Annotated in this window: 12 protein-coding genes; 10 read left to right on the top strand and 2 right to left on the bottom strand. The window is 46.2% G+C overall.

The window, feature by feature from the left end; translation table 11 throughout:
• Positions 1-207 precede the first annotated feature (207 nt).
• From BV11031_RS13465 to BV11031_RS13425, 9 genes are all read left to right on the top strand, one after another.
• Positions 208-1560, top strand: coding sequence for an aspartate aminotransferase family protein (locus BV11031_RS13465; protein ID WP_082246267.1), 1353 nt, complete (start codon positions 208-210; stop codon positions 1558-1560).
• A gap of 30 nt (positions 1561-1590) precedes the next feature.
• On the top strand, positions 1591-2166 hold the full coding sequence (glpP, locus tag BV11031_RS13460) for a glycerol uptake operon antiterminator GlpP (protein WP_010327771.1): 576 nt from the start codon (positions 1591-1593) through the stop codon (positions 2164-2166).
• 177 nt (positions 2167-2343) lie between these two features.
• A complete protein-coding gene (gene glpF, locus BV11031_RS13455) occupies positions 2344-3168 on the top strand; it encodes a glycerol uptake facilitator protein GlpF (protein ID WP_010327772.1) in 825 nt (274 codons plus the stop codon).
• Positions 3169-3186: 18 nt separating this feature from the next.
• Positions 3187-4677: a glycerol kinase GlpK gene (glpK, locus tag BV11031_RS13450; RefSeq protein ID WP_010327773.1), complete on the top strand. Its 1491-nt coding sequence runs from the start codon at positions 3187-3189 to the stop codon at positions 4675-4677.
• 141 nt (positions 4678-4818) lie between these two features.
• Positions 4819-6486 (top strand): glycerol-3-phosphate dehydrogenase, encoded by a 1668-nt coding sequence (gene glpD / locus BV11031_RS13445; RefSeq protein WP_026014471.1) that lies wholly within the window; start codon positions 4819-4821, stop codon positions 6484-6486.
• Positions 6487-6617: 131 nt separating this feature from the next.
• Entirely contained in the window at positions 6618-8363 is a 1746-nt protein-coding gene (locus BV11031_RS13440; protein ID WP_010329179.1) for a phospho-sugar mutase, read from the top strand.
• Between the two features lie 152 nt (positions 8364-8515).
• The gene (locus tag BV11031_RS13435; protein WP_010329180.1) at positions 8516-9652 is read left to right on the top strand and encodes a GAF domain-containing sensor histidine kinase; all 1137 of its coding nucleotides are present in this window, start codon (positions 8516-8518) and stop codon (positions 9650-9652) included.
• 2 nt (positions 9653-9654) lie between these two features.
• Positions 9655-10302 (top strand): response regulator, encoded by a 648-nt coding sequence (locus tag BV11031_RS13430; RefSeq protein ID WP_010329181.1) that lies wholly within the window; start codon positions 9655-9657, stop codon positions 10300-10302.
• A complete protein-coding gene (locus BV11031_RS13425) occupies positions 10299-10820 on the top strand; it encodes an NADPH-dependent FMN reductase (protein ID WP_010329182.1) in 522 nt (173 codons plus the stop codon). Before BV11031_RS13430 ends, BV11031_RS13425 begins: the two co-directional genes overlap by 4 nt.
• 14 nt (positions 10821-10834) lie before the next feature.
• Here BV11031_RS13425 and BV11031_RS13420 read toward each other — a convergent pair whose 3' ends face one another.
• Positions 10835-11077 carry a YhdB family protein gene (locus BV11031_RS13420; RefSeq protein WP_003224139.1) on the bottom strand — a complete coding sequence of 81 codons (243 nt, stop codon included), beginning with the start codon at positions 11075-11077 and terminating at the stop codon, positions 10835-10837.
• Positions 11078-11274: 197 nt separating this feature from the next.
• Between BV11031_RS13420 and BV11031_RS13415 the strand changes: the two genes are divergently transcribed.
• Positions 11275-11598 carry a YqzG/YhdC family protein gene (locus BV11031_RS13415; RefSeq protein WP_010329183.1) on the top strand — a complete coding sequence of 108 codons (324 nt, stop codon included), beginning with the start codon at positions 11275-11277 and terminating at the stop codon, positions 11596-11598.
• 42 nt (positions 11599-11640) lie between these two features.
• Here the strand turns inward: BV11031_RS13415 and lytF are convergent, their stop codons facing one another.
• Complete coding sequence (gene lytF, locus BV11031_RS13410) at positions 11641-13080, bottom strand: peptidoglycan endopeptidase LytF (RefSeq protein WP_010329184.1); 1440 nt, start codon at positions 13078-13080, stop codon at positions 11641-11643.
• Positions 13081-13131 lie beyond the last annotated feature (51 nt).

Here is a 13131-nt window from a genome sequence, read left to right as displayed (position 1 = left end):
TTTTTCCTTTGCATCGTTTGATAGGCTCTCCATGCACCTGTAACAAGAACAATGTGCCTGTTCTGCTGCGGATGTTTTATTCTTTCCGTGGTTTATTGACTCTAACCCCGTCTGGCTTTATATTGAAGGCAGGGAAATCATCACCAAGACACCACATAAGAGAAGGTCTGTTTCAATTGAATTGGCACTTTAGTGAATGCTAATGAAATGGAGATGATGGGGATGGAAAACATTCAGCAACATCAGGGATTAAAGCAAAAAGATGAGCAATTTGTGTGGCATGCCATGAAGGGAGCGCATCAAGCGGACAGCCTGATTGCCCAAAAGGCCGAGGGGGCCTGGGTGACCGACATAGACGGACGCCGCTATTTGGATGCGATGTCCGGTTTGTGGTGCGTCAATATAGGTTATGGCAGAAAGGAGCTTGCTGAGGCTGCCTATGAACAACTAAAGGAGCTGCCTTATTACCCGTTAACACAAAGTCATGCGCCGGCAATTCAACTGGCGGAAAAGCTGAATGAATGGCTTGGCGGCGATTATGTCATCTTTTTCTCCAACAGCGGATCTGAAGCAAACGAAACTGCTTTTAAAATCGCCCGCCAGTACCATCTGCAAAACGGCGACCACAGCCGTTATAAATTTATCTCAAGATACAGGGCATACCACGGCAACACATTGGGAGCGCTCTCAGCTACCGGACAGGCGCAGCGGAAATATAAATATGAGCCATTAAGCCAAGGGTTCCTGCATGCAGCTCCGCCAGATGTATACCGGAACCCGGAGGATGCCGACACGCTTGAAAGCGCAAATGAAATTGACCGCATCATGACATGGGAGTTAAGCGAAACGATTGCCGGGGTCATCATGGAGCCCATCATTACAGGAGGAGGCATCTTAATGCCGCCGGATGGTTATATGAAAAAGGTGGAGGACATTTGCCGCCGTCACGGAGCTCTTTTGATTTGCGATGAAGTCATCTGCGGGTTTGGACGGACAGGCGAGCCGTTCGGATTTATGCATTACGGCGTGAAGCCTGATATCATTACGATGGCAAAGGGAATCACCAGTGCGTATTTGCCTTTGTCAGCGACTGCTGTTAAACGGGACATTTTCGAAGCGTATCAGGGGGAAGCGCCTTACGACCGTTTTCGCCATGTGAACACGTTCGGCGGAAGCCCGGCTGCCTGTGCGTTGGCGTTGAAAAACATGCAAATCATGGAGGACGAACAGCTGATTCAGCGATCCCGCGATCTTGGAGCAACGCTTTTGGGTGAACTTCAAGCCTTAAGAGAACACCCGGCAGTCGGAGATGTGAGAGGAAAAGGGCTGCTGATCGGAATTGAGCTTGTCAAAGATCAATTGACAAAAGAACCGGCTGATGCAGATAAAGTAAACCAAGTGGTTACGGCGTGTAAAGAAAAAGGGCTGATTATCGGCAAAAACGGCGATACAGTCGCCGGCTACAACAACGTCATCCAGATCGCGCCGCCATTTTGCCTGACAGAAGAGGACCTTTCCTTTATCGTGAAAACGGTGAAAGATAGCTTTCAGACGATTTAACATAAAAGTGAATGATTAAAGGAGCACACGATGAGTTTTCACAACCAGCCGATTTTACCGGCTATTCGCAATATGAAGCAATTTGATGAGTTTTTGAACAGTTCATTTTCCTATGGTGTTATTCTTGATATTCATCTCGGCCAGCTGAAGGGCGTGATCAGAGAGGCACAAAAGCACGGAAAGAACATGATGGTGCACGTCGATCTTATTCAAGGAATTAAGCATGACGAATACGGAGCGGAGTTCATTTGCCAGGACATTAAGCCCGCCGGGATTATTTCCACAAGATCGAACGTGATTGCCAAAGCGAAGCAAAAGAAGATTTATGCGATTCAGCGTTTATTTCTGCTTGATACAAGCGCGATGCAGAAAAGCATGGAATTTGTCGGCAAGCATAAACCTGACTTCATTGAAGTGCTGCCAGGCATCGTTCCGTCACTCATCCAAGAAATAAAAGAGAAAACGGGGATTCCTATTTTTGCCGGCGGTTTCATCCGCACGGAAGAGGATGTGGAACGGGCCTTGAAAGCGGGGGCTGTGGCCGTCACAACATCAAACACCAAATTATGGAAGGAATATGAAAACTTTTTGACAGAAAGTGATTGACACCGCTTACATCCACTGATACAATTGCACTAGGTTAATACATTGTGATGGAGAACTCGGAGACCACAGCAGCTCTTTACGGTACATGTCTATGCACCAGTAAAGCGGTTTGTTGTGGTTTTTTTATTCTCTTCTTCTCTATCATACTGTTAATCGTGACTTTAGGAGGAATGTGCTATGACAGCATTTTGGGGAGAAGTCATCGGTACGATGCTGCTGATCATTTTTGGGGCAGGTGTTTGTGCGGGTGTCAATTTAAAGAAATCGCTTTCATTCCAGTCTGGCTGGATTGTTATTGTATTCGGATGGGGATTGGGTGTTGCCATGGCGGCTTATGCGGTTGGCGGCATCAGCGGAGCCCACTTGAATCCGGCGCTAACGATAGCGCTTGCATTTGTTGGGGATTTTCCGTGGAAAGAGGTTCCGGTTTATATTGCGGCGCAAATGATCGGTGCGATCATCGGTGCGGTTGTGATCTATCTGCATTACCTTCCGCATTGGAAAACAACGGATGATCCCGCTGCCAAGCTGGGTGTTTTCTCAACCGGACCCAGCATTCCGCACACATTTTCAAACGTGTTAAGTGAAGTGATCGGGACATTTGTCCTTGTGCTTGGCATCTTGTCCATTGGGGCAAATCAATTTACAGAAGGGCTTAACCCTTTAATCGTTGGTTTTCTCATTGTGGCGATCGGTATTTCTCTGGGGGGCACCACCGGCTATGCGATTAATCCGGCCCGCGACTTAGGTCCGCGGATTGTCCACGCTTTTCTTCCGATACCGGGGAAGGGATCATCAAACTGGAAATACGCCTGGATACCGGTAGTCGGCCCGATCTTAGGCGGTTCGTTTGGGGGCGTATTTTACAACGCCGCATTTAAAGGGCATATCACAAGCAGTTTCTGGATTGTAAGCGTTATATTGGTTGTGGTATTGTTAGGGCTCTATGGCTATACGAAAACACATTCAGCTAAAACATTATCAAATTCAAAATATATTTAATCAAAGGGGAGACATCTTATGGAAACTTACATTTTATCCTTAGATCAAGGGACGACAAGTTCAAGAGCGATCCTGTTTAATAAAGAAGGAAAAATCGTTCACTCCGCTCAAAAGGAATTTACACAATACTTCCCGCACCCAGGCTGGGTTGAGCATAACGCGAATGAAATTTGGGGCTCTGTTCTCGCTGTTATCGCATCAGTGATTTCTGAATCAGGCATCAGCGCTTCTCAAATTGCCGGCATCGGTATCACAAACCAGCGTGAAACGGCGGTTGTGTGGGATAAGGATACAGGAAAGCCTATCTATCATGCGATCGTTTGGCAGTCCAGGCAGACGTCCGACATTTGTGAGGAGCTTCGTGAAAAAGGATATCAAGATGTGTTCAGAGAAAAAACGGGACTTTTAATCGATCCGTATTTCTCCGGCACGAAGGTAAAATGGATTTTAGACAATGTGGAAGGCGCGAGAGAAAAAGCGGAAAAAGGCGAGCTGCTGTTTGGAACGATTGATACATGGCTTATTTGGAAAATGTCCGGTGGAAAAGCGCATGTGACCGATTACTCCAATGCGTCCAGAACGCTGATGTTTAATATTTACGACTTGAAATGGGATGATGAGCTGCTCGATATTCTCGATATTCCGAAGTCCATGCTTCCTGAAGTGAAGCCGTCCTCCCATGTGTATGCGGAAACTGTTGATTATCATTTCTTCGGAAAAAACATCCCGATTGCGGGAGCGGCAGGCGACCAGCAATCCGCACTGTTCGGCCAGGCGTGCTTTGAAGAAGGCATGGGGAAAAACACGTACGGCACAGGATGTTTCATGCTGATGAATACAGGGGAAAAAGCAATTAAGTCCGAACACGGGCTTTTGACGACAATTGCATGGGGCATTGACGGAAAAGTTGAATATGCTTTAGAAGGAAGTATTTTTGTCGCAGGCTCCGCCATCCAATGGCTCAGAGACGGATTGAGAATGTTCCAGGATTCCTCATTAAGTGAATCTTACGCGGAAAAAGTGGATTCAACCGACGGCGTATACGTTGTTCCCGCATTTGTCGGCTTGGGAACACCTTACTGGGACAGCGATGTGCGCGGTTCGGTTTTCGGCCTGACAAGAGGCACAACAAAAGAACATTTTATCCGTGCGACTTTGGAGGCGTTGGCTTATCAGACAAAAGATGTGCTTGACGCAATGGAAGCTGATTCAAACATTTCATTAAAGACGCTTCGTGTAGATGGAGGCGCTGTAAAAAATAATTTCCTGATGCAGTTCCAAGGAGATATTCTGAATGTTCCTGTGGAACGACCGGAAATTAATGAAACAACTGCACTTGGCGCGGCTTATTTGGCAGGTATTGCTGTGGGATTCTGGAAGGACCGTTCTGAAATCGCGAACCAGTGGAATCTGGATAAACGGTTTGAACCTGACTGTGAAGAAGAAAAACGAAATGAGCTGTATAAAGGCTGGCAAAAAGCCGTAAAAGCAGCTATGGCTTTTAAATAGAATGAGAGTATGATATACTGATGACAAGTTAATAAGAACGGTCCTGAGATGGGGAGAGACCACAGCACCAAAGTGTACGTATGCACTTTGGCTGTTGTGGTCTCTTTTTCTATTTACACACCGTGACAACAAGGAGGAGCAATAATGAAACATCAATTTTCTAGTCTTGAAAGAGATCGCATGCTGACAGACATGACGAAAAAAACATACGATTTATTCATTATCGGCGGAGGAATTACAGGAGCGGGAACGGCTCTTGACGCGGCATCAAGGGGAATGAAGGTCGCGCTCAGCGAAATGCAGGATTTCGCGGCGGGAACATCAAGCCGGTCAACGAAGCTTGTTCATGGCGGCTTGCGCTATTTAAAACAATTTGAAGTGAAAATGGTGGCCGAGGTCGGGAAAGAACGGGCGATTGTTTATGAAAACGGCCCGCACGTCACGACACCGGAATGGATGCTGCTTCCGTTTCATAAAGGCGGCACATTCGGCTCATTCACAACTTCTATCGGTTTAAGAGTGTATGACTTCTTAGCAGGTGTGAAAAAGTCAGAACGAAGAAGCATGCTTTCTGCAAAGGAAACGCTGCAAAAAGAGCCATTGGTGAAAAAAGACGGCTTAAAAGGGGGCGGGTATTATGTGGAATACCGTACGGACGATGCGAGACTGACAATCGAAGTCATGAAGGAAGCGGTAAAATTCGGGGCAGAGCCTGTGAATTATTCCAAGGTGAAGGAGCTTCTTTACGAAAAAGGCAAAGCGGTCGGTGTATTAATTGAAGATGTGCTGACAGAGAAAGAATATAAAGTGTACGCAAAAAAAATTGTTAATGCGACAGGCCCTTGGGTCGATCAGCTCAGAGAAAAAGACCATTCGAATAACGGAAAGCATTTGCAGCATACAAAAGGCATTCACCTTGTATTTGACCAGTCTGTCTTTCCGCTGAAACAGGCGGTATACTTCGATACGCCTGACGGCCGTATGGTATTTGCGATCCCTCGTGAAGGCAAAACATACGTGGGAACGACAGACACCGTTTACAAAGAGGCGCTGGAGCATCCGCGAATGACAACGGAGGATCGAGATTACGTCATCAGTTCAATCAATTACATGTTCCCGGAGCTGAATATCACTGCGAATGACATTGAATCCAGCTGGGCGGGGCTGCGTCCGCTCATTCATGAAGAAGGCAAAGACCCTTCTGAAATTTCACGGAAAGACGAGATTTGGACATCTGACTCAGGTTTAATCACCATTGCCGGCGGGAAACTGACCGGATACAGAAAAATGGCGGAGCATATCGTCGATCTTGTGAATGATCGTTTGAAAGAAGAAGGCGAAACGGACTTTGGTCCATGTAAAACAAAAAACATGCCAATTTCAGGCGGACACGTCGGCGGTTCAAAAAATCTCCTGTCCTTTGTGACGACGAAAACAAAAGAAGGAATCGCAGCCGGCTTATCAGAAAAAGACGCAAAACAGCTGGCGATCAGATACGGCTCCAACGTAGAACGAGTCTTTAACCGAGTGGAAGCGCTGAAAGATGAGGCGGCGAAACGCCACATTCCGGTTCATATTCTTGCTGAGGCAGAATACAGTATAGAAGAAGAGTTGGCTGCAACACCTGCTGACTTCTTTGTCCGCAGAACGGGACGTTTATTTTTTGATATCAATTGGGTAAAAACATATAAAGATGCCGTTATTGATTTTATGAGCGAGCGATTCCAATGGGATGAGCAGACGAAAAACAAACATACAGAAAACCTCAACAAGCTTTTACACGATGCGGTTGTGCCGCTCGAACGATAAATCATAACGGGCTGTCTCTCAGCCCGTTATTTCTATTTAAGGCCGAAAGCCGGAATCCAAGGATTTCAAGTGACAGAGGCACTCGCTTCATATTAAAATAACGGCATAAGCTAATACATAGGAGGACGAATATGACTTGGAGAAAGAGCTATGAACGCTGGAAACAGACAGAACATTTAGATCCGGAGCTAAAGGAGCGCCTCACTGAATTAGAAGGGAATGAACAGGCTCTTGAAGACTGTTTCTATAAAAACCTTGAATTCGGCACTGGCGGGATGCGCGGAGAAATTGGGGCCGGAACAAATCGGATGAATATTTACACTGTGCGCAAAGCATCAGCCGGTTTTGCGGCATACATCTCCCAGCAAGGTGAGGAAGCGAAAAAACGGGGCGTTGTCATTGCTTATGATTCCCGCCATAAATCGCCGGAGTTTGCGATGGAAGCGGCAAAAACACTTGCGACACAAGGCATCCAAACATACGTCTTTGATGAGCTTCGCCCGACGCCGGAGCTGTCATTCGCTGTCAGACAGCTGAATGCCTGCGGAGGGATTGTGGTGACGGCAAGCCATAACCCGCCTGAATATAACGGCTACAAAGTATACGGAGATGATGGCGGCCAGCTGCCTCCAAAGGAAGCGGACATCGTCATTGAGCAGGTAAACGCGATTGAAAATGAGCTGACAATCACAGTCGACGATGAAAATACGTTAAAAGAAAAAGGCTTAATCAAGATCATCGGTGAAGACATTGACAAAGTCTATACAGAAAAACTGGCTTCTATATCCGTCCATCCTGAATTATCCGGAGAAGTTGATGTAAACGTTGTTTTCACACCGCTGCATGGAACAGCCAATAAGCCTGTCAGACGAGGTCTTGATGCACTCGGCTACAACAATGTAGCGGTTGTCAAAGAGCAGGAGCTGCCCGATGCAGACTTCTCTACTGTTACCTCTCCAAACCCGGAAGAGCATGCGGCTTTCAAATATGCCATTACACTCGGGGAGGAGCGGGACGCAGATATTCTCATCGCGACAGACCCTGACGCTGACCGCCTCGGCATCGCGGTGAAAAACGATCAAGGCAAATATACAGTGCTGACAGGCAACCAAACCGGAGCGCTGCTGCTTCATTACCTGCTTTCTGAAAAGAAAAAACAAGGCACCCTGCCTTCAAACGGCGTTGTCCTCAAAACAATTGTCACAAGTGAAATCGGGCGCGCGGTCGCTTCTTCATTCGGTCTTGATACGATTGATACGCTCACAGGCTTCAAGTTTATCGGTGAAAAGATTAAGGAATACGAGTCATCAGGCCAGTACACGTTCCAATTCGGTTATGAAGAGAGCTATGGTTACTTAATCGGGGATTTTGCCCGTGACAAGGACGCCATTCAAGCTGCGCTTTTGGCAGTTGAGGTTTGCGCATTCTATAAAAAACAAGGGATGTCGTTATATGAAGCGCTCATCAATCTCTTTAACGAATACGGTTTTTATCGTGAAGGGCTGAAATCCTTGACGCTGAAAGGAAAACAGGGAGCAGAGCAAATTGAAGCGATCCTTGCATCCTTCAGGCAAAACCCGCCGAAAACGATGGCCGGCAAACAGGTTGTGACAGCCGAAGATTACGCTGTAAGCAAACGGATGCTTCTGGCGGAAAACAAAGAAGAAGCGATTGACTTGCCAACATCGAACGTACTGAAATACTTCCTGGAAGACGGGTCTTGGTTCTGTCTTCGTCCTTCCGGAACCGAGCCGAAGGTCAAATTCTATTTTGCCGTAAAAGGAACATCTTTAGAAGACAGTGAAAACCGTCTTGCCGAGCTTTCTGACGATGTCATGAAGACGGTAGACGACATTGTAGAGGCTACAGCTAAATAGTATAAGGAAAGTAAGGAAAGCTGGATCATTGTATATGATCCGGCTTTTTTTCATCCAAAAGTCTGAAAGAAAATCATCCCCCAGGCGAAGTAACGAATGACATAAACTGGTATAATCTTAAATAACAAGAGATGAATGCCGGAGTGAGAAACGTGAGCAAAACGAGGATGGAAAAATTAAAAACGCTGAAAACGATTGCGGAAACCTTAAATCAAGGACACGATGTCAAAGCGACATTGGATGAGGTAGTAAGAGAATTGTTGAGTGTAACGAACCTTCAAGCGGGCTGGATTTTTCTAATTGAAGAAGACGGTTCATATACGTTAGCGGCTGACGCCTATCTGCCCCCGGCTTTAAGCCGCAAGGAAAAAGTGCTGATGTGCGAAGGCGAGTGCTACTGCCTGACGAAATTCAATACAGGCGGGCTCAGAAGGGCGGCGAATATCATGAACTGCAAACGCATAGAGTCAGCCAAAGAGCTGCACTATTTTGACACAGAAGGGATTACGCATCATGCAACGGTGCCTTTAGAAGACGGAGACAGGAGATTCGGATTGTTAAATGTAGCGGCGGCCGGAAAAACCATGTTTGATGAAGGAGAGCTGCATTTGCTCGAGTCTGTCGCCTATCAGATCGGAACGGCGATTCAACGCATGAAGCTTTCTGAATATAAACAAAAAAATGCTCTGTTAATGGAGCGCAACCGCCTCGCTCAGGAACTGCACGATTCTGTCAATCAAATGCTGTTTTCCGTCAGTTTAACAGCCAAAGCGGCAAAGACGCTAACAAAAGATGAAGATTTGCAGCAGATGATTGATTTTATTCAAAACCTATCACAGGACGCGCTAGCAGAAATGAAAGCGTTAATTTGGCAGCTCCGCCCCGGAGGATTGGAAAAAGGGCTGTCTGAAGCCATTAAAAGCTATGGCGCGCTCATCGGATTGAATGTCATGTTTACACAAAAAGGCTGTCCGGTTCTTACTGATGAGCAGGAGCATATGCTGTGGCGCGTCGTACAGGAAGCTTTAAATAACTGTAAAAAGCACGCCGGAACTGATACGGCGTATGTCAGCCTGACTGCTTCTTCGTGCCAGGCAGAGCTGGATATAACCGATCACGGGGCAGGGTTTCGCTATGAAGCGCATGCCGGTCTTCCTTCATTTGGCATTAAGGGAATGAAAGAACGGGCGGAACAAGCGGGCGCGGCGTTTTTGATTCAGTCAGACCTTCAAGCGGGGACAAAGGTGTCCGTCAGGCTTCCGCTAACCGATCAGAAAGGAAGGGCTTAGCAATGAAAATTATAATTGCAGATGATCACCATGTTGTCAGAAAGGGGCTTCGTTTTTTCTTTGCCACCCAGAACGATATTGAAGTTGCCGGAGAGGCTGCAACCGGAACAGAAGCACTTCGTATCATTGAGGAAACAAAGCCCGACCTTGTGCTGATGGATCTGTCCATGCCCGAAATGGATGGGATACAAGCCATAAAAAAAGCAGTGCAGCAATTTCCGGGGATCAATATCATTGTGCTGACGAGCTACTCCGACCAGGATCACGTCATCCCCGCGCTTCAGGCGGGAGCGAAGGCATATCAATTAAAGGATACAGAGCCCGAGGAATTGTTGAAAACACTAAGACAAGTGCATGCCGGCCAATACAAGCTTTCTCCAGCTATTATGCCCCATGTGCTGACACATATGAGAAAGCAGCATGATCCGGCAAAAGAAAAATTTTATCAATTAAAACGCAGGGAAAAGGACGTACTGAACGAAATTGCGAACGGGAAAAGCAATAAAGAAATCGCGGCAGCCTTGTTTATTTCAGAAAAAACAGTGAAAACCCATGTGTCGAATCTTTTAGCAAAACTTGAAGTGGCCGACCGCACGCAAGCAGCGCTTTTCGTAGTGAAATATAACCTGAATGGAGAGATCGCGACATGAACATGTTAGTGATAAATGGCTCACCCAGAAAACATGGCAGAACAAGAATAACCGCATCTTGTATTTCTAAGCTGTATCACACGGACCTGATTGATCTAAGCGGGTTTATATTGCCGATTTTTAATGGTGAGGCGGAGCAATTAGAACATTTACAGGTACAGGAGCTAAAGCGGCGGGTTGCCCAAGCGGACGCGATTGTCTTATTATCGCCTGAATATCACAGCGGAATGAGCGGTTCTTTAAAAAATGCGTTGGATTTTCTAAGCAGCGAACAATTCAAATATAAGCCTGTTGCTTTATTGGCAGTGGCGGGAGGCGGAAAAGGCGGCATTAACGCCCTGAACAATATGCGAACTGTGATGCGGGGTGTTTACGCCAATGTGATTCCGAAGCAGCTTGTGGTTGATCCGGTGGACATTGATATTGAAAAGGCTGCATTGACGGAACCTATAACGAACAGCATAAAAGAGCTCATCCAAGAACTTAGCATGTTTGCAAAAGGAAATCCCGGCGTTTAAACGCCGGGATTTGTTTATGTGAGCAAGGCTAATTGGTCTTCGTATGTCAGCTCTGTGGCATGATCAATATAACGGAGAAGGGAATACAGCATCTTTTCCAGGACGGCGTAATCCTGTTCAAAATGATAAGCGTGCAGAAAATGCTCGATTCGTTTTGATAACAAATCATCCTCTGTACGCACCATTAAAATTAATAAATTATCCCATTGGGAACGGTGGGTGTAATATAGCGCTTTATCGTAATCGGCATAATCCATGAATCGCTTCTCCTTTCTTGTGAGAAGTTCATGATTAGTTTATGCCGCATCCCATGTTATTGACGTTGCAAAACTTGGCGTCTGCGGCAGTACAGGGTAGCAATAAGAGGGAGACATAAAATCAAAATGCCTGAATGAAGCCATTGCTTTTGGAAAACCTATGAGAGAACTTAATCTAGGCACAGGAGACTGAAAATATGAAATCTCTGCCGTATTCCATTGCGCTGCTTTTTTGCGGATTGATCATTGTATCAATGGCTGCAAAAGGGCATTCAGCGGACACAAACGAATCTGTTCAAAAGTGGGAACAGCTCGCCTGGAGCAGAATTCAGGATGAATATAAGCACGCTTCATTTTCTGATTACGCTTATATGGGGCGGACTGAGGTGAATGATCAGCAAACAAAAGATGTCTTTCGGGTGACGGTCAGACAGAATGACGACACCTTTTCTGTTCGGGCCGAAGTCTATTTTCATCCGGTGACAAAACATATGATCAGCATTAACGTTTTCCGGCTCTAATCAAAAAAACTGTACAGCCGCTACGGCCATACAGTTTCTGCTTTAGAAGTATCGTTTTGCACCGAGATAGCGCTGTTTCCAGTAAGAGTTGTTCATACTGGAAATGACAACTCCAGAATCATTGGCGTTAATGAATTCCCCGTTACCGAGATAAATTCCGATATGAGAAGGGCCGGCTTTATATGTTGAAAAGAACACGAAGTCTCCGACAGCAGGCTGGCTGACAGGTTTCATTGTATTCCAATATCCGGCTGCCGTTAATCTTGATACGGATGTGACTTTGTTCAGTGCATAGTAAATGAAACCGCTGCAGTCGAATCCGGCCGGTGTCGTGCCTCCCCAGCGATACGGAACGCCAAGCTGTTCTTTAGCGGCGGCAATCATTGTATTAATCTTCGCGCTTGTTGAGCTGGACGTGTTTGAAGAACCGGATGAGGAAGAGTGGGAAGCTTTCCCGTTAATGACCAGCTTTTGGCCAACCTGCAAGACATCCGTTTTTAGATTGTTCTTTTCTCGGATTTGCTGCGCTGTTACGTTAAACTTTTGGGCAATCACCCATAAGGAGTCGCCGCTTTTCACCGTGTATGTAGTTGTCGCCGTGCCAGAGCTTGCATTTGACGAAGAAGACGATGACGGTGTGGAAGCGCCTGAAGATGCTTTACCTGTCAGCTTCAGCACTTGCCCGACGTATAGCGTATCAGATTTTAGGCTGTTGCTTTTTCTGATTTGCTGTACAGTCAAGTTATAGTTGTTTGCAATTTTCCAAAGTGAATCTCCGCTTTTTACAGTATAAGTCTTTGTAGCTGAAGGTTGGCTCGAATGAGATGAAGTGTCTTTGGAAGACGTATCAGAGCCGCTTGATTTTGTTTTCAACACTTGATTCACATAAATGGTATCTGATTTTAAGTGATTCAAGACCTTTAGTTCGGCGACGGACATGTTGACTTTGTTTGCGATTTTCCAAAGCGAATCGCCAAGCTGCACCTTGTATGTTCCGGCAGAAGATGAAGAGCTAGAGCTCTTTGTGGAACTGCTCTTTGTACTGGAACTAGAACTGGAGCTTGAAGAAACCGTGCCGGATACCTTTAATTTCTGCCCTGCACGAATCATATCGCTGCTGAGTCCGTTTAATTTTTTTAGTTCCTGCACCGTCATTTTATACTCATTTGCGATCAGCCAAAGTGAATCACCGCTTTTCACTGTGTAAACAGAACTTCCGCTCTTTTTGGTTGTTGAGCTTGAAGTAGATGAAGTTCCGGAATGGCTGCCTGGAATGGTAAGCGTCTGGCCGATCGACAGAACGGTAGTCGAAAGATGGTTGGCGGATGTGATGGCTGCCACGCTTGTATTGTAGTTTTGGGCCAGTTTCCATAAAGAATCTCCGCTTTTGACCTTAATCGTTGCTGCTTCAGCTGGTGTGACTGCTAAGGTTGTGCTGACAATCGCAGAAGCTGTCAGCCCTGCTGCTAATTTCTTTTTCATCTGAGCTCTCCTTTTTCCCCCACTGATTTGAATTTGCTATTTCTTTTTTAT

Origin of the sequence: Bacillus vallismortis, from assembly GCF_004116955.1 — a bacterium.
Classification (GTDB): Bacteria; Bacillota; Bacilli; order Bacillales; family Bacillaceae; genus Bacillus; species Bacillus vallismortis.
The sequence above is the reverse complement of the archived record's forward strand: the minus strand, read 5'-3'. Positions and strand labels throughout refer to the sequence as shown.

Bases quoted from the DNA above. Each gene is read 5' to 3' on its own strand.
- BV11031_RS13465 (WP_082246267.1), top strand. From the start codon at position 208: ATGGAGATGATGGGGATGGAAAACATTCAGCAACATCAGGGATTAAAG.
- glpP (WP_010327771.1), top strand. From the start codon at position 1,591: ATGAGTTTTCACAACCAGCCGATTTTACCGGCTATTCGCAATATGAAG.
- glpF (WP_010327772.1), top strand. From the start codon at position 2,344: ATGACAGCATTTTGGGGAGAAGTCATCGGTACGATGCTGCTGATCATT.
- glpK (WP_010327773.1), top strand. From the start codon at position 3,187: ATGGAAACTTACATTTTATCCTTAGATCAAGGGACGACAAGTTCAAGA.
- BV11031_RS13440 (WP_010329179.1), top strand. From the start codon at position 6,618: ATGACTTGGAGAAAGAGCTATGAACGCTGGAAACAGACAGAACATTTA.
- BV11031_RS13430 (WP_010329181.1), top strand. From the start codon at position 9,655: ATGAAAATTATAATTGCAGATGATCACCATGTTGTCAGAAAGGGGCTT.
- BV11031_RS13425 (WP_010329182.1), top strand. From the start codon at position 10,299: ATGAACATGTTAGTGATAAATGGCTCACCCAGAAAACATGGCAGAACA.
- BV11031_RS13420 (WP_003224139.1), bottom strand. From the start codon at position 11,077: ATGGATTATGCCGATTACGATAAAGCGCTATATTACACCCACCGTTCC.
- BV11031_RS13415 (WP_010329183.1), top strand. From the start codon at position 11,275: ATGAAATCTCTGCCGTATTCCATTGCGCTGCTTTTTTGCGGATTGATC.
- lytF (WP_010329184.1), bottom strand. From the start codon at position 13,080: ATGAAAAAGAAATTAGCAGCAGGGCTGACAGCTTCTGCGATTGTCAGC.